Here is a 17,611-nt window from a genome sequence, read left to right on the forward strand (position 1 = left end):
CGCGTGGGCGGTACGGTCCACACCGACTGGAGGCACCGATGACCCTTCCCGCTCGGCGACGCCGGCTGGCCGACCGGCTGCGCGGGCGCTCCGCGTCGACCGGTGACGCCGGTGGTCGTACTCCCGTGGTGTCGCCCGCGTCGCGCGGCCCGGCGCGGCGGGCGCTGCGGTGGGTGGGCACGGCGCTGGCGGTCCTGCTGGTGTACGCCGTCCTGGTCGGACCGGACCGGCTCGGTGAGCTGACGCCCGGCGCGTTCGTGCGCGTCCCACTGGAGGGTCTGCTGGTCGCCGCGCTGCTGCTGGCGCTGCCGCCGCGCCCACGGCGGGCGGTGGTGGCCGTGCTCGGGCCGCTGCTCGGCCTGCTCGCCATCGTGCGGCTCGCCGACCTGGGGTTCCGCACGGCCCTGGACCGGCCGTTCGACCTGGTGCTGGACTGGCTGTTGCTGGACGACGCGTTCGGGTTCGTCCGGGATTCGGCCGGGCGGGCCGGCGCGCTCGGCGCGGTGGTCGGCGTCGTGCTGCTGGTCGGAGCGCTGCTGGTCGTGGTGACCGTGGCGCTGCGGCGGCTGGCGTCCCTGCTGGTCGACCACGAGCGGACGGCGACTCGGGCGGTGGCCGCGCTGACCGTCGTCTGGGTTGCCTGCGCCGTCGCCGGAGCACGGATCGTCCCCGGCGTGCCGGTGGCCGACGCCGGGACCACCGCGCTGGTGGGCGCGCACGCCGAGCAGGTGAACGCGCGGCTGCACGACCGGAGCCGGTTCACCGCCCAGATCGACGCCGACCCGTTCCAGGACGCCCCGGGCGAGCAGTTGCTGACCGGGTTGCGCGGCAAGGACGTCGTCCTCGCCTTCGTGGAGAGCTACGGGCGCGACGCCGTCGAGGACCCGGAGTTGGCGCCGCAGGTCAACGCGGTGCTGGACGCCGGGACCGAGCGGCTCCGGGCGGCCGGGTACGGCTCGCGCAGCGGCTTTCTCACCTCCCCCACGTTCGGCGGCGGTAGCTGGTTGGCGCACGACACCCTGCTGTCGGGTCTGTGGACGGACAACGAGCAACGGCACCGCAGCCTGCTGGCCAGCGACCGCCTCACCCTCAACGGCGCGTTCCGCCGGGCCGGCTGGGAGACGGTCGGGGTACTGCCGGCGGCGACCCAGCCCTGGCCGGAGAAGGACTTCTTCTCGTACGACCGCTACTACGACACCGAGGCGCTCGGCTACCGCGGCCCGAAGTTCAGCTACGCGCCGATGCCCGACCAGTACACGCTGTCGTTCTTCCAGCGGCAGGTCCGGGCCCACGCGGACCGTCCGATCATGGCGGAGATCCCGCTGATCTCCAGCCACTCCCCGTGGACGGCGGTGCCCCGCATGATCGGCTGGGACGCGGTGGGCGACGGCTCGATCTACCACGGCGATGCCGGCGCGAAGGACGACGGGAACGGCGACGACCGGGACACCGGCCGGGTACGGGCCGGCTACCGGCAGGCCATCGCCTACTCCCTGTCGGCGCTGATCTCCTATGTCGAGACCTACGGCGACGACGACCTGGTGCTGGTCTTCCTCGGCGACCACCAGCCCGCTCCGGTGGTGACCGGCGAGGGGGCGAGCCGGGACGTGCCGATCACGATCGTCGCCCGGGACCCGAAGGTGCTCGAACGGATCGCGGGGTGGGGCTGGCAGGACGGCCTGCGTCCCGGCCCGCAGGCGCCGGTGTGGCCGATGGACTCGTTCCGCGACCGGTTCCTGACCGCGTTCGGGTCGACGACGCCGCCGCTGGCCGCGCCCCGCTGACCGTGTCGTCGTCGGTGGCCGCCGTCCGCTGAGCTGCCCGGACCCGCAGATGATCGACACGAGGTCGTCGATGTCGGGGTGACCCGACGGTCGGGACACCCCGACATCGGCGATGTCGTGATGATCACCGCTCAGTCGGACGTGACGGGGCGGGCGCGTACGTGCAGCCGCTCTCCCTGCGGCCCGAACAGGCTGAGCGCCTCGGCCGTGCCGGGCCCGGGGTTCATGATGAGGTGCGGGATGCGGGTGTCGAACTCGGCCACCTCCCCGTGCGTCAGGATCAGGTCGCGGTCACCGAGCACCAGGCGCAGTCGACCCGAGAGCACGTACAGCCACTCGTACCCCTCGTGGACCTGCGGGCTTCGTCCCCCGGCGGTCGGATCCGGCGGGAAGATCTGCTTGAACGCCTGCAGGCCGCCGGGGCGGCGGGTCAGCGGCAGGTGCGTCACGCCGTGGATCACGATCGGTTTGGGGCGTACGCGGGGGTCGCCGGTGGCCGGGGCGTCCACCAGCTCGTCCAGCGCCACCTGGTAGGCGCGGGCCAACGGAAGGAGCAGCTCCAGGGTGGGCCGGCGGCTGCCGGACTCGAGCCGGGACAGGGTGCTCACCGAGATGCCGGTCAGGTCGGCGAGCTGGGTGAGCGTGGTGCCGCGTTGGTGGCGCAGGGCACGCAACCGGGGGCCGACGGCGGCCAGCGCGGCGTTGTCGTCGTTTGCCATAACGGCAACGATACTTGCCATCTCGGCGACGGCGACGGATGGTGGGCTCAGCCGACTCAAGAGGGGGACTTTCCGGTGGACGAGACGTACGACGTGGTGGTGGTGGGCGGTGGCGCGGCCGGGCTCAGCGGCGCCCTGGCGTTGAGCCGCGCACGGCGGTCGGTGCTGGTGATCGACTCGGGCGAGCCGCGTAACGCGCCCGCCGACCACGTGCACAACTACCTGGGCCGGGAGGGGACGCCGCCGGCCGAGCTGATCGCCGCCGGACGCGCCGAGGTGGCCGGGTACGGCGGGCAGTTCCGCGACGGCCGGGTCCGGGTCGCGACCCGGGACGACGACGGTTTCCGGCTCACCCTCGACGACGGCGACGCGGTGCGGGCCCGCCGCCTCCTGGTGGCCACCGGGCTCACCGACGAGCTGCCCGACGTGCCCGGGGTGGCGCAGCGGTGGGGCCGGGACGTGCTGCACTGCCCGTACTGCCATGGCTGGGAGGTCCGGGACCGGCGGATCGGCATCCTGGCGACCGGGCCGATGGCCGCGCACCAGGCCGAGATGTGGCGCCAGTGGTCCTCCGACGTGCTGCTCCTGCTGCACGACGCGCCGACCCCGGACGAGGAGACGGCCGAACGGCTCGCCGCCCGGAGCATCCCGGTGGTGCCCGGCCCGATCGCCGCGCTGGAGGTGACCGGGGACGCGCTCAGCGGTGTCCGGCTGGCCGACGGCCGCGTCGTGGCGCTCGACGTGGTGGTGGTCGCCACCCGCACGTCGCCCCGCGCCGACCTGCTCGTCGGGTTGGGTCTGGCCCCGGAGGAGGTGACGATGGGCGGGCACGTGGTGGGCACCCAGATCCCGGCCGACGCCACCGGAGCGACGACCGTGCCCGGCGTCTGGGTCGCCGGCAACGTGGCCGACCTGCGTGGTCAGGTCATCACGTCGGCCGCTGCCGGGCTCATGGCCGGGGCGGCGATCAACGCCGACCTCATCGCCGAGGACACCCGGGACGCGGTTTCCGCGTACCGGCAGCTGGTGGCGACGACCTTCGAGGAGCCGGCGTGGGAGGAGCGGTACCTGTCGAAGCCGGCGGTATGGAGCGGCCGCCCGAACCCGCAACTGGTCGCCGAGACCGCCGACCTGACCCCCGGGCGGGCGCTGGACGTGGGCAGCGGTGAGGGCGCCGACGCGGTGTGGCTGGCCGAGCGGGGCTGGCAGGTGACGGCGGTGGACATCTCGAGCACCGCCCTGGGTCGGGCCGCCGAGCACGCCGAGGCCGCCGGGGTCGGTCACCGGATCGAGTTCACCCACGTCGACCTGCGCGACAAGCCGCCCACCGAGGGGGCGTACGACCTGGTGACGGCGCAGTACATGCACCTGCCCCCGGCGCAGCGGCGCGAGTTGTTCGACCACCTGGCCGCCGCGGTGGCCCCGGGCGGTGTCCTGCTGATCGTGGGCCACCACCCGATGGACCTGTGGACGTCGAGTCACCGGATGCACATGCCGGACATGATGTACACCGCCGAGGACGTCGCCGCCGCGCTGGACCCGACCCACTGGGACGTGCAAACCACCGACACCCGCCCCCGCCCCGGCCCCCACGACGCAATCCACCACGACGCGGTCCTGCTGGCCCGCCGCCGCTGAGCCCGCACCGTCGATCATGGAGTCGTGGTGGATGACAAGAGCCACGGATCGGGGCCTTCCGGGCACCACGACTCCATGATCGGCGAATGAGGGGTGCGTGCCTTCGCACGGGGGTGGGCTCGGCGGTAGCGTTGCGCCACACTCACGGCCCGCAGGGCGGTTGACCTTGCGCCCGACGTACGGAGGATGGTGCATGTCCATCGGCGCTGAGCCGCTCGCAACACGCGACGATGCGGCCTCGCGGCCGAGCTTCGAGCTCGCCCTGCGCGGCTACGACAAACGCCAGGTGGACCGGCACCTGGAGCAGCTCGACGGGCAGATCGCGATGCTCAGCGGCGAGCACGGACGGTCGGCGGTGCGGGTCCGTGAGCTGACCGCCGAGGTGCAGCGGCTGCGCGCCGAGCTGGCCGAGATGCACGAGCAGCCGGTGCAGGTGGACCGGGCCTCGTTCCAGGATCTGGGCCCGATGGTGGGCGAGATCCTGACCCTCGCCGAGAAGCAGGCCGCCCTCATCACCGAGTCGGCCACCGACCGGGCCAACGAGCTGCGCGGCGAGGCGGAGCGGATCCTCGCCGACACCCGCGAGCGGGCCGCGCAGGCACGCCAGGACCTGTCCGAGGAGTTGGCCGCGCGGCGCAGCGAGCAGGAGCAGGCGTACGAGGAGCGGCGCGCGGTGGCCGAGGCCGAGTTGACGGCGATCCGGGAACGCGCCGAGCAGTTGCGCGCCGACGGCGAGGCCGCGCACGAACGCGCCCAGCACGAGGCGAAGCGCATCACCGAGCAGAGCGCGCAGCAGCTCAACCAGACCCGGGTGGCCGCCGACGCGCTGATGAAGTCGGCGCGTACGCAGATCCAGCAGGAGGTCCAGGCGGCCCGCGCCAAGAACCAGCAGGAGATGGCGCAGTGGCAGGCCGGCGTGGAGCGTGAGGTCGCCGAGCGGCGCAGCGCCGCCGAGCAGGAGATCGCCGAGGTGCAGGCCGCCGCGCAGGAGGAGCTGGCCGAGCAGCGCAGCTCCACCGAGCAGCAGATCGCCGCGCTGCTCGCCGAGGCGCAGCAGCACGTGACCGAGCTGCGGAACCGGGCCGACGAGCAGGCCGCCAGCCACCAGGAGCAGCTCACCGCGCTCCAGCAGGAAATCGCGGAGCGCCGGGAGGAGTCGGCCCAACTGCACGCCGAGTTGGAGACCGCCCAGCAGCAGCTCGCCGAGATCCGCCAGGAGGGCGAGGCCCTGGAAAACGAGCTGTCCCGCATGCAGCAACGGCTGAGCGAGGTGCGCCGGGACCTGACCGCCGAGGCGACCCGGCTCGACGAGGCCCGGCGTGCCGGCGACTCCGCCGAGCGGCACGCGAAGGAGGTCCGTGCCCGGGTGCAGCGGGAGGCGAAGCGGGTGGCCGACCTGGCCGCCGCCGCCGTGATGGCCGCCGCCGCCGGCGGTACGGAGACGGCGGAGTACCCGATGGTGGGTCCACGGTCGACCCCGTCCCGCGCCAGTGTGGAGCTCCTCTCCGTCGACCAGCCGACGAGTGACCGCACCGACGTGGCGGAGCGTGCCGGCGGCGACGGGGACGACGCCGAGCAGCCGCGCGCCGACCGGATCGACGCGGACCGGCTCGGTGACGACGGGGCCGGTCGCCTCGAGACGGCCGCTGAGGAGGAGACCCGATCCGACGAGACTTCCGCCGATGCGGAGCACACCGATGGTGACCGGACCGATGACGAGCGCCCGGAGGGGACGCCCCTGCGCTATCCGGTAGCGCTCGCCGACCGGACGGCCACGTCGGGGACGCCCGCTTCGCATCCCGAGCCGATCTTCGCCCGCCCCGACCCCCCGACGCCCGTACCGTTCCTGGCCTTCGGGCAGCCGGTCAGCGACAACGGCACCACCCGGAACTGACTCATCGGCGACGGACCGGGCCGGGGCGCATGCGCTCCGGCCCGGTCCGCACGATGTCGGGGGCCTGCACCGAATCAGCACACTGTCGTCACGGCACGCCCACGAGCCGATGGTGGGATGGGCGGATGAGTCAGCTCACGAGTGCGGACCGGATCGCGTACCTGGACACGGCCGCAGCCACCACGATCGGGCGCGACTACAAGAGGCGTGCCGTCGACTCTCTCGACCTGCGGCCGGGACAGAGGGTGGTGGACGTCGGCTGCGGGCCGGGCACCGACCTGGGGCGGCTGGCCGACGCGGTCCGGGCGGACGGCCTGGTGGTCGGCGTCGACCGTGATCCGGGGATGCTCGCGGAGGCGGGTCGGCGGCTGGCCGACCGGCCGGGGATCGACCTGCGCGTGGGCGACGCGCAGGCGCTTCCGTTGGACGACACCAGTATGGACAGGGCGCGGATCGATCGCGTCCTGATGCACGTGGAGGATCCCGCGGCGGCGTTGGCGGAAATTCGCCGGGTGCTGCGCCCCACGGGTGTGCTCGTGGTGACCGAGCCGGACTGGGACACCCTGGCCGTCGCCGACGAGGACGTGGCGACGAGCCGCCGCTTCGCCCGGTTCGTGGCGGGGCGGGTACGGCATCCGACCATCGGACGGGACCTGGTCCGGTTGTCTGCGCGGGTTGGTCTGCGGGTGCGATCGGTCGAGGCGATCCCCGTCCTCTTCGAGGATTTCGACACGGCCGATCGGATTCTGGGGCTACGGCGCAACTCCGCCCGCGCGGTGGCGGCCGGCGAGCTGACCGACACGCAGGTCCGGCCGTGGCTTCGACGTCTCACCGCTGGTCCGCTGCTGGCGAGCTTCACCCTCTACCTGGTCACGGCCGGGGCCTAAGGGCCTGTGTCAAAGCCCCTGGCCGGCTTTCGCCGGGAACCGCCCCGTACGTCCGGTCCGAGCTGGCAGGCTGGGCTGGCCGACCCGCACCGACGACCGCCGGCCGAGATGGCGACGACGAGCGCCTCGTGGCCGCGAAGGAGCGCCCGTGACCGACCAACCGGAGGACTTCGACCTGCTCGTCGTGGGCGGCGGCAAGGCCGGCAAGACGCTGAGCATGGACCTGGCCCGCTCGGGACGCCGGGTGGCGATGGTGGAGCGCGGCATGATCGGTGGGAGCTGCATCAACGTCGCGTGCATCCCCACGAAGGCGCTGGTGACGAGCGCGCGGGCGGCTCACCAGCTACGGCACGCCGCCGCGCTCGGCCTCGCCGTCGAGGGTGGCCGGGTGGACCTGGACCTGCTGCGGGCGCACAAGCAGGACGTCGTCGAGGGAATGGTCGCCGCCAACCGGCAGCAGTTCCTCGACTCGGGTCTGCACCTGGTGATCGGCGCGGCCCGGTTCGTCGCCGCCCGGACCGTTCGGGTGGCGCTGGCCGACGGGGGTGAACGGCTGCTACGGGGCGCCGACGTGGTCATCAACACGGGCACCCGCCCGCATCTGCCGTCCGTGCCCGGAATGGCCGAGTCCGGCGTGCTGACCAGCAACGACCTCCTCCGGCTGGATCGGCTGCCGGCACGGCTGGTGGTGCTCGGCGGCGGGACCGTCGGGGTCGAGTTCGCGCAGATGTTCGCGTCGTTCGGCAGCGCGGTGACGGTGGTCGAGGGGGGCCCGCAACTGCTCAGCCGCGAGGACCCCGACGTCGCCGACGCGCTGATGCGGGTCTTCCTCGCCGACGGCATCGACGTCCGCGTCGGCGTGGCCGTCGCCCGGGTCGACCGTGACTCCGACGGGACCCTCCGGGTCGCCCTCGACGACGGCAGCGTCGTGACCGGTGACGAGGTCCTGGTGGCGGCCGGCCGGGCGCCGGTCACCGACGGGCTCGGGCTGGACGCGGCCGGTGTCCGGCTCGACGAGCGTGGCTTCGTTCTGGTCGACGAGTACCTGCGGACCAGCGCCGAGCGGACGTGGGCGGCCGGGGACGTCGCGGGCAGCCCGCAGTTCACGCACGTGTCGCTCGACGACTACCGGATCATCCGGGCGAACCTGGCCGGCGAGCGGCGCAGCACGTCGGGACGGCTCATCCCGTACACCGTCTTCACCACCCCGGAGCTGGCGCGGGTCGGTCTCAGCGAGAGCGACGCGCGCCGCGCCGGATACGACGTCGAGGTGGCCCACCTGCCGGTCGCCGCGATCCCCCGCGCCCGCACCCTGCGCGAGACCCGGGGCATGTGGAAAGCGGTGATCGACACCCGTACCGACCTGATCCTGGGTGCGGCGCTGCTCGGCCCGGAGTCGGGCGAGGTGATCACCTCGGTGCAGTTGGCCATGCTGGCACGGATGCCGTGGACCGCGCTGCGGGACGCGATCATCACGCATCCGACCATGGCCGAGGGCCTCAACCTGCTCTTCGCGTCGCTCCAGACCCGACCGGTGCGCTGAGCACAGGTCAGCCGGCTATCTCGGCGCGTACCCGGTGCTGGAACGCGCGGGCGTCGGAGCCGGTGGGCGGTGGGCCGCCGTGCCGGGCGGCGATCGCCCGACGGATCACCTCGGCGGGGTCGCCGCTGTCGACGAGCAGCTGACCGGCGGCCACCTTGGACAGCCACACGCCGTCGCGGTGCCGCACCAGCGAGCGGCAGGCGCCGAGCACGGCGTCCTCGGCACCGGGCGCGGGCCGGTCGTCCGGCGGCGTGGGCAGGGCCAGCCACCAGGTCAGCGCCTCGACCAGCAACCGGCGCAGGTCGGCCGGGGCGAGGTCGGCGAAGACCTCCGCCGCCGGCGGACCGAGCAACGCCAGTCCGCTCTGGCGCAGGATGCTGCGGTCCAACCCGTACCAGAACCGGCCGTCGGCGCTCGGACGGTCGGCCGGGTCGAGGGTGCGGCGGAACGGCATGGCGCGTCCGGTGTTCAGCTCCACCTCGAAGCCGGGTTCGGGGCTGCCGGCCGCCGCCACGGCCCGCTGGTAGACGACCAGTTCCAGCCCGCGCGCCGGACAGGGCAGGGCCTCGTGTCGCAGTCGCGCCACCACCGACCGCTTGACGGCCTCGGTGAGCGGACGGGCGCAGACCAGCGCCACGTCCACGTCGCTGCGGCCGGGCTGGTACGCGCCGAGCCCCACCGAACCGGCCGCGTACGCGCCGACGAGATCGTCGCCGAGCACGTCCCGGGCGGTGTCCACGAGATCGTCGAGGTAGCGCTTCAGAGCAGAGTCCACGCCATCATCCTCGTCTGCGGGCGCGGACGGCGGACTGCCGGCCGGCGGACACCACGTTGAGCGTGATGCCTGTGCGTCATCTTGATGACTCAGAGGCATCACGCTCAACGGAGCGGGCGACTCCGATCGGTCGGAGCACGGGTCGCGAACGGCGGGCGACCAGCGACCGGCTTGGGGCTTTGACAACGGTCTAACCGGCGTAGAGCAGCAGCAGGCCGGCGATGGTGTAGGCGACCATCAGCGCGAGCAGCGGGAGCTGACCGACGACCGCCCGCGCCCGGGGGAACAGGTACAGGGCGCGGTCGTGGGCGAGCAGCGTGCCGAGCAGGTGCCCGACGATGATGACGGTGATCTGGAGGTTGGCCACCCCGGACGGGGTGACCAGCGCGGTGTGCGGTTCCCAGCCGGCGGTGCCGAAGACGTCCGCGCCGGTGTCGCGGGGGTCGGACAGCAGGGCGAGGGTGCGTTGACCCTCCAGGATCAGCAGCGAGTAGTAGTGCGCCACCACGTAGCCCACCGCGATGGGCACGATCGAGTGCGCGATCTCGCCCGGCACACGCCGCGCCGCGCCGGCGTCCACGCGCGCGGTGCGGCCGACCCGGGCCGCGACGCCCGTGGCGGCGAGGTACGCCACGGCGACCGCCCCGATGACCAGGACCAGGCCCGCGCTGCCGGTGACCGCCGGAGGCAGCCCGTTCTCCTGGGCGAAACGCAGCCAGGCCGGCGCGTTGGAGAGACTGTCGAACATCGTCGAGCCGAGCAGCACGACGACCACGGCGACCAGCCCGGGGCGGGGCCGCAGCCCGGCGATCCCGTCGAGCGGGTTGCGCCACACCAGCACGCCGTCAGCGGCCCTGCCGATCGGGGCGAGCCGGCCGACGAGCGCGCTGTAGACCTCGAACGGGTCGGCCCGGTCGAACCAGCCCGCGCCGAACAGCACGGCGCCGGTCAGCATCACCACGGCGTACCCGGCCAGCCACGCGGTGATGACCGGCAGCGTGGCCCGGTCCGGCGCGACCAGTTCGAGCCAGACGAACGCGAAAAGGGTGAGCGCGGCGGGCCAGAGGCCCAGGCCGGCCGGCAGCTCGCGGACCCCGCGCGCCGGATCGCGCCGGGCCGCCAGTGCGCCGAGCAGATGCACGGTACGCAGTGGGTTGACCGCCCGCCAGATGGGACCGAACAGCAGCGAGACCGGCACCAGGCCGACCCAGAGCAGCACGTAGAGCGCGCCGGCCGTCGGGTTCTCCGGGGTGTCCGGCCCGGCGAGCAGGCCCACGCAGAACCAACCGGCGGCGAGCAGGCCCAGTGCGCGCAGCGCCCACCGGAACGCGGGGGCGTCGAGCAGGCGGGCCAGCCGGTCCGGCACCGGCCGGCCGCCCGCGGCGTCCCGGTCCAGGCGTGGCTCGCGCCAGAGCAGGCCCAGCGCGACGAAGGTGACGACCAGGGTCAGGGCGGCGGCCACGACGAGTTCGGGCAGCGTGATCGGCAGGTCCTGACGGCCGCCGACGCCGTGCGCCAGCAGCGTGGGTACGGCGGACATCGGAGATCAGCGGACGACGAGCTGGAACAGCACCAGCTCGGTCTCGTGCGTCTCGACCTCGAACAGCCCGGTCTTGTCGGCCCGGAACTCCACCGAGCCCGGGGTGCCGGCCGGCAGACGGGCGCCCAGGTCGTAGCCGTGCACGTGCAGCTCGTCGGCGACGTCCGAGGTGACCGTGATCCGCACCGACTGGCCCTTGGTGACGGTCACCCGGCCGGTCGGAGGGGTGATCCGTCGCTTCGCGACGGTCACGGTGATCTCCCGATCCACCGCGGACGTGCTGGGCGAGGTGGCAGGGGTGGGACCGCCCGTCGGGGTCGGAGCGGCGGAGGTCGTCGGCGCGGCGGCGGAGGTCGGAGCAGTGGAGGGTGTGGCCACGGACGGGTCGTCGTCCTGGCCGCAGCCCGTGGCGAACAGGGCGGTGAGCAGACCGGTGACCAGCAGGACGGCGGAGCGGACGGTGGGGCGCGAACCGGGGACGGACACGGGTGGACTCCGAACGACGCGAGGGGACGGGGTGTCGAGATGATCGTCGGAGGGTGAACTCTACGTCTTGTTCGGCGACGGGGAAATGACCATGATGAACGAATGCGATCGAGGCTGGTCACTGTCGGTAACATCGTGAGTCGCGTCCTGGCGGTGCTCGCCACATTGGTGGTCGCGTCGCTGGCGCTGCCCGCCGCTCCGGCGTCCGCGCACGGCCAGTTGGCGACCTCCACCCCGCTGACCGGCACCGTGGTGCGCCAGCCCCTCGAGAGGGTCGGGTTGTACTTCACGGAGAAGCCGGCCGCCAACGCGTACTTCACCCTCACCGGGCCGAACGGATCGCGGGTGGACAGCGGCTGGTCGTACGGCGAGCCGAAGCGGTTGGACAAGCCGGTCCAGGAGTACTTCATGGTCAACGGCACCTTCGAGCCGCGGCTGTACCACACCGGCTTCCCCGCGATGGTCTCGGTCGCGCACTGGCCGGCGAAGGGCCGCTACACCGCCAGTTACCTGACGGTCGCCTCCGACGGCGAGGCGGTACGTGGCACCGTCACCTTCGACTACCAGGGGCCGAGCACGGCGGCCCCGGCCGGGTGGACGGCTCCGACGAACGGTCCCGATCCCGCCCTGGCAGCCCAGGCCGAGGGCAAGGCGTCGGCGTCCGCCGTACCGGCTGCGACACTCGACCCGGCGATCACCCCCGCCGCCGCGCCGCCGGCACCTGCGCCGGACCGGGGGCTGCCGTCGTGGGTGGTACCCGTCGTCATCGTCGCCGTCGTGGGCACGCTCATCGTCGTGGCGGCCCGCCGTCGCCCGGCGCCACGGCCCTCCGCGGGCGCGGCCCGCCAACGCGGCGGCGCTCCCCGCCCGCGCGGCGGCACCTCGCAGCCGCGTGGCGGAACGAATCGCCGGCCGGCTCGTCGCGGCCGCCGCTGAGGCCGGATGGCCGGTCCATCCCTGGACATTCAGGGATGAGTGCCACGAACTTTCGCACGTACATCGGGAACTTTTGATGTATCGAGGCAAAGGCATGGACACCTCAATCGAAACACCTTAATGTCTCGACCCATCAACCCGGTGTTTCCGGATCGTCACTCGTCGGCGTCGAGGACGTTACGGACCGGGCCGGCGGCCACCACCTCACCATGCTGCACGCCGGCCGTCGGTCACTCCTCATCCTCGTTGGAGGAACGATGGGTACACGGCTGCCTCGCCGATTCCGCAGTCCCGTCCTGGGCGCGCTCGCGCTCGTCCTCACCGTCGGCTTCTGGGCCGACCCGGCCGACGCCGCCGCCGAGCAGGAACCGGGCGTCACCCTGCGCGTCTACGACGTCCAGGTGCCACTCTCGGAGATCTGCACGCTCAAGCCCGCGCAGACTCCCAACGTGGACAAGCTCATGTCCACGATCAACTGGACGTCGGCGGCCGACTTCGGCTTCGACGACAACTTCGTCTCGCAGGTGCTCGGCAACATCACCGTCCCCCAGGCCGGCAGCTACACGTTCCGGCTCAGCAGCGACGACGGGTCCAAGCTGACGATCGACAACACCGTCGTCGTCAACCACGACGGCCTGCACGGCGCCACCCCACCCAAGGAGGGCACGGTCAGCCTCACCGCCGGCCTGCACCCGCTGCGCATCGACCACTTCGAGCGCGGTGGCGACCAGCAGATCACCCTCGAGTGGCGTACGCCCGGCTCGTCGTCCTTCGTGGTCGTACCGAACTCGGCGTTGAGCACCGACGCCGGCGTCGTCCGGGTCACCGCGCCGGGGCGCAAGGAGTGCGAGGGCGTCACCGACTCCCCCGGCGACGGCCTGCCGCTGACCGGTGTGCACCCCGGTTACACGCTCACGAACCTGCGGCCCAACGGCTTCCAGCCGAAGGTCACCGGGATGGACTGGCTGGCCGACGGACGCCTGGTCATCAGCACCTGGGGTGGCAGCGACCAGTCGGGCACCTCCCAGGACGGTGAGGTCCACATCATGAGCGGCACCGGTGGCACGACCGGCCCGGGGTCGGTGACCACCAAGAAGATCGCCGGTGGCCTGAAGGAGCCGATGGGGCTCAAGGTCGTCGACGGAGTGGTCTACGTGTCGGAGAAGCAGCGGCTGACCCGGCTCGTGGACACCAACGGCGACGAGGTGGCCGACCGGCTCGACACCGTCGCCACCTGGCCGTACGGCGGCAAGTTCCACGAGTTCGCGTTCGGTCTGCTCTACCAGAGCGGGTTCTTCTACGTGAACCTGTCGGTGTCGATCGACTACGGCGGCGCGACCACCGTGCCGCAGCCCGCCGCCAACCGGGGCACCACCATCAAGGTCAACAAGGACACCGGCGCGGTCAGCTACGTCGCGGGCGGCCTGCGCACCCCGCACGGCATCGGGTGGGGTCCGGAGGGCGGCATCTTCGTCACCGACAACCAGGGCGGCTGGCTGCCCTCGTCGAAGCTGGTGCACATCAAGCAGGGCCGCTTCTTCAACCACTACACGACCCCGCCCGGCCCGTTCGACGCCAACCTGGTCACCCGGCCGGTGCTGTGGATGCCGCAGAACGAGATCGCCAACTCGCCCAGCACGCCGCTCTACCTCACCAGCGGGCGGTACGCCGGCCAGTTCGTCATCGGCGACGTCACCTACGGCGGTCTCCAGCGCGCCAACGTGGAGAAGGTCAACGGCGAGTACCAGGGCGCCCTGTTCCGGCTCACCCAGGGCCTGGAGGCGGGCGTCTCCGAGGTCAACCTCGGCCCGGACGGCGCGATCTACGTCGGCGGGCTCGGCGCGGGCGGCAACTGGGGACAGACCGGCAAGCTGACGTACGGGTTGCAGAAGCTCACCCCGAACACCGCCAGCACGTTCGAGATGCTGGCGATGCGCGCCACCAGCACCGGGTTCGAGGTGGAGTACACCCAGCCGGTCTCGGCGGAGACCGCCGCCAACCTCGCGTCGCACTACAAGGTCAAGCAGTGGCGGTACCAGCCGACGTCCGCCTACGGCGGCCCGAAGATCGACGAGGAGACGTTGACGGTCAGCGGGGCCACGCTGTCGTCGGACGGCAGGAAGGTCACTCTGACCGTCGAGGGCCGCAAGGCCGGCCGGGTGGTCTACCTGCGCTCACCCCGCCCGTTCACCTCCACCACCGGCCAGTCACTGTGGAGCACCGAAGCGTGGTACACGCTCAACTCCATTCCGGGCAGCCCGCCACCGCCCGTCGGCGGCACCATCACCGGCGTCGGCGGTAAGTGTCTGGACGTCGACAACGCCGGTTTCGCCGACGGCACGAAGATCCAGCTCTGGACCTGCAACGGCACCGCCGCCCAGTCCTGGACGCGGGTCGGCGACACGTACCGGGTGCTGGGCAAGTGCCTGGACGTGGACAACGCCGGTACCGCGAACGGCACGAAGATCCAACTCTGGACCTGCAACGGCACCGGCGCGCAGGTCTGGCAGCCGCAGAGCGACGGGTCGATCCGCAACCCGCAGTCCGGCAAGATCATGGAGGCCGCTGGCGGTAACACCGGCGACGGCACCCAGATCCAGCTCGGCACGTACGCGGGCAGCGCCCACCAGAAGTGGGTGGTCAGTAGCGGGGTAACCGGCTGACCCCGGACGAAGGGGCGTGGTCTGACCGGCGGGTCAGGCCACGCCCCGCCCGTCCACCGGTCACCGACGCATCGGGCGCGCGCCGGTCAGGGGCCGTGCGGCAGCGGCTGCGCCAGCGCCCGCAGATCCGCCGGGAGTTGGGCCAGGGCGTCGGAGAACTCGCGGTGCCCGACCACCCGGTGCATCGTCTCCAGGACCGCCCGTGCGCCCCGCTCGGCCCCGGCCCGGTCCGTGCCCGCCCGGTCGGCGACGCGGCGCAGGAACTCGTCGTACCCGAATGTCTCGGGCGGTTCGGCGGCCTTGACCAGCAGCGGACTCAGCTCGTCGGCCACGTGCGGGGCCAGCGCGGCGGCCTCTCCCCCGCTGAGGCGCTCGGTGAGCGTCCGCAGCACGGCCTCGGTCAGCGGGCGTGCCTCGGCCGGCGGAATGCCCGCCCGTGCCGCGACCTTGTCGACGAACGCCAGTTCGGCCATGGACCCGCCCCTTCCGTCGCCGGGACGCGTGGCTACCCGGGCCGGGCGGCGACAAACCCGGGGACGCGCCCGCGGCGGTTCTGCCGGTTGCGCCGCGCCCCACCTGCCGCGTCTCGTAGCGTGAGGTGGGACCGGGACACCACCTGGCCGCCCGACGGCGGCCCCTGCCGCAGGAGGAGCAGATGGCGGTCGACCTGCCCGACGTGATCGACCGGTACTTCCGGGCCGTCGGCGACGGTGACCTGGACGCCTTCGTCGCCTGCTTCGCGGACACGGCGAGCGTGGCCGACGAGGACCGGCTGTACGACGGACGGCCCTCCATCCGCTCCTGGCGGGAGCGGACGATGGCCGAGTACTCGTACAGCGCCGAGCCGCTGCGGGTCACGCCCCAGGCGGGCGACTCGTACCTCGTTCTCACGCGGGTGTCGGGCGACTTCCCCGGCAGCCCGGTCGAGCTGCGGTACCGGTTCACCCTGCGCGACGGCCTGATCGGTGCCCTGGACATCCGCCCGTAGCGACCGCGCGCCACCCGTCAGGAGGAGATGTCGTGCCGCGAGTCTGGCTCGTCACCGGCTGCTCGCGAGGGCTCGGCCGGGCGCTCGCCGAGGCGGTGCTGGCCGACGGCGACCAGCTCGTCGCCACCGCCCGCAACCCCGCGCAGCTCGCCGACCTCACCGACCGGTACGGCGACCAGGTGCGGGCGATCGCGCTCGACGTCACCCATCCGGCCGCCGGCCGGGCGGCGGTCCGGGCGGCGGTGGACGCGTTCGGCGCCCTGGACGTCCTGGTCAACAACGCCGGGTACGCCGACGTCGGCGCGATCGAGGACATGTCCGAGGACGCCTTCCGGGCGCAGATCGAGGCCAACTTCTTCGGGGTGGTCAACCTGACCCGCGCCGCCCTGCCGGTGCTGCGGGAACAGGGGCGCGGGCACGTCGTGCAGATCTCCAGCGTGGGCGACCGAGTCGCCAGCACCGGCCTGGGCGCGTACCAGTCCGCGAAGTGGGCGGTCGCCGGCTTCTCGGCGGTGCTCGCCACCGAGGTCGCCTCGTTCGGGATCCGGATCACCACGGTCGAGCCGGGCGCGCTGCGGACCGACTGGGCGGGCGCGTCGATGAGCATGTTGCCGACCACCGGGCCGTACCGGCCGGTGATCGAGCCGGTCGTCGAGCGGATGCGCCGCACCAGCGGGAACCAGCCGGGCGACCCCGCCCGGGCGGCCCGGGCGATCATCGAGATCACCCTCGTCGAGGACCCACCCGCACGGCTGCTCCTGGGCGCCGACGCCGTGGCGGCCGCCGCGACGGTCGCCACGGCGCTCGCCGCGTCGGACGAACGGTGGCGCGAGCTGAGCGAGTCCGTCGCGTTCGACGCGGGTTCCTGACCCGTCGCCGCCGCACAGTGGCCACGTCTTCTTGATCAACCGCCGAACGGAGGACGTGGCCGACCGGCCATCGGATGACATGATGTCCCGACAACGGCTGACGCGACGAGGAAGGGTGCTGCTGTCCGATGGCGCACTTCGAGGCCCGCACGTCCACGGCACCCGGACGGATCGTGGTCACGCTGACCGGTGAGTGCGACCTGGCGGCCCAGCCCGAACTGACGACCGTGCTGTCCGCGGCGGTACGCGCCGCCACGGTGGTGGTGGTCGACGTCGGCGGACTCCGGTTCCTCGACTCCACGGGCCTGCACGGCCTGGTGACCGCCCATCAGGCGGCGCGGGCGAGCGGCCGGCAGCTGTACGCGGTGAACGCCTCGGGGCCGGTCGCGGCCGTCCTCGACATCACCGGCGTGGGCAACCTGCTGCGTCCGCCCGCCGACGACCCGCGGCTGGCGGGCTGATGGCGGCCGACCGACGCGAGACCCACGCCGTGGCCGAGGAACCTCCGTCCGTCCCGGGCACCGACACCATGGCGTACGAGGTGGCGGCCGACCTGCGCGCGTTGCGCGCGTTCGTCTGCGACGGCGCCACCGCGCGGGGCCTGTCGGTCGAGCGGGTGGAGCTGCTGGTGCTCGCGGTCAGCGAGCTGGCGACCAACACGTTGCAGCACACCACCGGCGGCGGCCGGGTCCGGCTGTGGGCCGAGGGTGACCAGGTGTTCTGCGACGTCGTCGACCAGGGCCCCGGGCGGGCGCTCGGCCGCGACATGCCCGCCGCCAACGCCGTACGCGGCCGCGGGCTGGCCATCGTCGAGCAGGTCTGCGACGAGGTACGGGTGTTCACCACCGGTGGGGGCACGGTGGTCCGGATCCGGCTCGCGCGGTGAGCG

15 protein-coding genes and 2 pseudogenes are annotated in these 17,611 nt (G+C 73.0%); 12 read left to right on the forward strand and 5 right to left on the reverse strand.

Annotation, left to right across the window (positions count from 1 at the left end):
• Nucleotides 1–122: 122 nt before the first annotated feature.
• A pseudogene (locus ACTFTM_RS18180) lies at nt 123–1,784 on the forward strand (sulfatase-like hydrolase/transferase); the annotation flags it as partial.
• A 131-nt stretch (nt 1,785–1,915) separates the two neighbouring features.
• Here ACTFTM_RS18180 and ACTFTM_RS18185 read toward each other — a convergent pair.
• Nucleotides 1,916–2,503 (reverse strand): helix-turn-helix domain-containing protein, encoded by a 588-nt coding sequence (locus tag ACTFTM_RS18185; RefSeq protein ID WP_449561660.1) that lies wholly within the window; start codon nt 2,501–2,503, stop codon nt 1,916–1,918.
• Between the two features lie 75 nt (nt 2,504–2,578).
• On the opposite strand from ACTFTM_RS18185, the pseudogene ACTFTM_RS18190 reads away from it, so the two are divergent.
• The 5 genes and pseudogenes from ACTFTM_RS18190 to ACTFTM_RS18210 form a co-directional block, all read left to right on the forward strand.
• Nucleotides 2,579–3,523 (forward strand): annotated as a pseudogene (locus tag ACTFTM_RS18190) (NAD(P)/FAD-dependent oxidoreductase); the annotation flags it as partial.
• 6 nt (nt 3,524–3,529) lie between these two features.
• Nucleotides 3,530–4,141 (forward strand): SAM-dependent methyltransferase, encoded by a 612-nt coding sequence (locus tag ACTFTM_RS18195; protein WP_449566671.1) that lies wholly within the window; start codon nt 3,530–3,532, stop codon nt 4,139–4,141.
• 193 nt (nt 4,142–4,334) lie between these two features.
• Nucleotides 4,335–6,035: a hypothetical protein gene (locus ACTFTM_RS18200; protein ID WP_449561661.1), complete on the forward strand. Its 1,701-nt coding sequence runs from the start codon at nt 4,335–4,337 to the stop codon at nt 6,033–6,035.
• 125 nt (nt 6,036–6,160) lie between these two features.
• Nucleotides 6,161–6,922: a methyltransferase domain-containing protein gene (locus ACTFTM_RS18205; protein ID WP_449561662.1), complete on the forward strand. Its 762-nt coding sequence runs from the start codon at nt 6,161–6,163 to the stop codon at nt 6,920–6,922.
• Nucleotides 6,923–7,070: 148 nt separating this feature from the next.
• Nucleotides 7,071–8,465, forward strand: coding sequence for a dihydrolipoyl dehydrogenase family protein (locus ACTFTM_RS18210; protein WP_449561663.1), 1,395 nt, complete (start codon nt 7,071–7,073; stop codon nt 8,463–8,465).
• A 7-nt stretch (nt 8,466–8,472) separates the two neighbouring features.
• Here ACTFTM_RS18210 and ACTFTM_RS18215 read toward each other — a convergent pair whose 3' ends face one another.
• The 3 genes from ACTFTM_RS18215 to ACTFTM_RS18225 all read right to left on the reverse strand — a co-directional run bounded on the left by ACTFTM_RS18215 (nt 8,473) and on the right by ACTFTM_RS18225 (nt 11,266).
• On the reverse strand, nt 8,473–9,240 hold the full coding sequence (locus ACTFTM_RS18215; RefSeq protein ID WP_449561664.1) for a nucleotidyltransferase domain-containing protein: 768 nt from the start codon (nt 9,238–9,240) through the stop codon (nt 8,473–8,475).
• Nucleotides 9,241–9,430: 190 nt separating this feature from the next.
• Nucleotides 9,431–10,780 carry a hypothetical protein gene (locus ACTFTM_RS18220; protein WP_449561665.1) on the reverse strand — a complete coding sequence of 450 codons (1,350 nt, stop codon included), beginning with the start codon at nt 10,778–10,780 and terminating at the stop codon, nt 9,431–9,433.
• A 6-nt stretch (nt 10,781–10,786) separates the two neighbouring features.
• Nucleotides 10,787–11,266 carry a hypothetical protein gene (locus ACTFTM_RS18225; RefSeq protein ID WP_449561666.1) on the reverse strand — a complete coding sequence of 160 codons (480 nt, stop codon included), beginning with the start codon at nt 11,264–11,266 and terminating at the stop codon, nt 10,787–10,789.
• Nucleotides 11,267–11,401: 135 nt separating this feature from the next.
• Between ACTFTM_RS18225 and ACTFTM_RS18230 the strand changes: the two genes are divergently transcribed.
• Together ACTFTM_RS18230 and ACTFTM_RS18235 are read left to right on the forward strand one after the other, a co-directional pair.
• Complete coding sequence (locus tag ACTFTM_RS18230) at nt 11,402–12,202, forward strand: copper resistance protein CopC (RefSeq protein WP_449561667.1); 801 nt, start codon at nt 11,402–11,404, stop codon at nt 12,200–12,202.
• A gap of 257 nt (nt 12,203–12,459) precedes the next feature.
• Nucleotides 12,460–14,865, forward strand: coding sequence for a ricin-type beta-trefoil lectin domain protein (locus tag ACTFTM_RS18235; RefSeq protein WP_449561668.1), 2,406 nt, complete (start codon nt 12,460–12,462; stop codon nt 14,863–14,865).
• Between the two features lie 86 nt (nt 14,866–14,951).
• Here the strand turns inward: ACTFTM_RS18235 and ACTFTM_RS18240 are convergent, their stop codons facing one another.
• A complete protein-coding gene (locus ACTFTM_RS18240) occupies nt 14,952–15,338 on the reverse strand; it encodes a DUF2267 domain-containing protein (protein ID WP_449561669.1) in 387 nt (128 codons plus the stop codon).
• Between the two features lie 125 nt (nt 15,339–15,463).
• Here ACTFTM_RS18240 and ACTFTM_RS18245 point away from each other — a divergent pair, with 125 nt between their 5' ends.
• The 4 genes from ACTFTM_RS18245 (at nt 15,464) to ACTFTM_RS18260 (ending at nt 17,608) form a co-directional block, all read left to right on the forward strand.
• Entirely contained in the window at nt 15,464–15,853 is a 390-nt protein-coding gene (locus ACTFTM_RS18245) for a nuclear transport factor 2 family protein (RefSeq protein ID WP_449561670.1), read from the forward strand.
• Nucleotides 15,854–15,885: 32 nt separating this feature from the next.
• On the forward strand, nt 15,886–16,722 hold the full coding sequence (locus tag ACTFTM_RS18250) for an SDR family NAD(P)-dependent oxidoreductase (protein ID WP_449561671.1): 837 nt from the start codon (nt 15,886–15,888) through the stop codon (nt 16,720–16,722).
• A gap of 128 nt (nt 16,723–16,850) precedes the next feature.
• Nucleotides 16,851–17,183 carry an STAS domain-containing protein gene (locus tag ACTFTM_RS18255; protein ID WP_449561672.1) on the forward strand — a complete coding sequence of 111 codons (333 nt, stop codon included), beginning with the start codon at nt 16,851–16,853 and terminating at the stop codon, nt 17,181–17,183.
• Nucleotides 17,183–17,608, forward strand: coding sequence for an ATP-binding protein (locus ACTFTM_RS18260; RefSeq protein ID WP_449561673.1), 426 nt, complete (start codon nt 17,183–17,185; stop codon nt 17,606–17,608). The genes ACTFTM_RS18255 and ACTFTM_RS18260 overlap by 1 nt, the downstream gene beginning before the upstream one ends.
• The last annotated feature ends 3 nt before the right edge of the window (nt 17,609–17,611 follow it).

The sequence above is a fragment of the Micromonospora sp. RB23 genome, from assembly GCF_053585025.1.

What these genes read in the sequence shown, in the direction of transcription:
- ACTFTM_RS18185 (WP_449561660.1), bottom strand. Translation starts at nt 2,503, where the DNA reads ATGGCAAACGACGACAACGCCGCGCTGGCCGCCGTCGGCCCCCGGTTG.
- ACTFTM_RS18200 (WP_449561661.1), top strand. Translation starts at nt 4,335, where the DNA reads ATGTCCATCGGCGCTGAGCCGCTCGCAACACGCGACGATGCGGCCTCG.
- ACTFTM_RS18205 (WP_449561662.1), top strand. Translation starts at nt 6,161, where the DNA reads ATGAGTCAGCTCACGAGTGCGGACCGGATCGCGTACCTGGACACGGCC.
- ACTFTM_RS18220 (WP_449561665.1), bottom strand. Translation starts at nt 10,780, where the DNA reads ATGTCCGCCGTACCCACGCTGCTGGCGCACGGCGTCGGCGGCCGTCAG.
- ACTFTM_RS18235 (WP_449561668.1), top strand. Translation starts at nt 12,460, where the DNA reads ATGGGTACACGGCTGCCTCGCCGATTCCGCAGTCCCGTCCTGGGCGCG.
- ACTFTM_RS18240 (WP_449561669.1), bottom strand. Translation starts at nt 15,338, where the DNA reads ATGGCCGAACTGGCGTTCGTCGACAAGGTCGCGGCACGGGCGGGCATT.
- ACTFTM_RS18255 (WP_449561672.1), top strand. Translation starts at nt 16,851, where the DNA reads ATGGCGCACTTCGAGGCCCGCACGTCCACGGCACCCGGACGGATCGTG.
- ACTFTM_RS18260 (WP_449561673.1), top strand. Translation starts at nt 17,183, where the DNA reads ATGGCGGCCGACCGACGCGAGACCCACGCCGTGGCCGAGGAACCTCCG.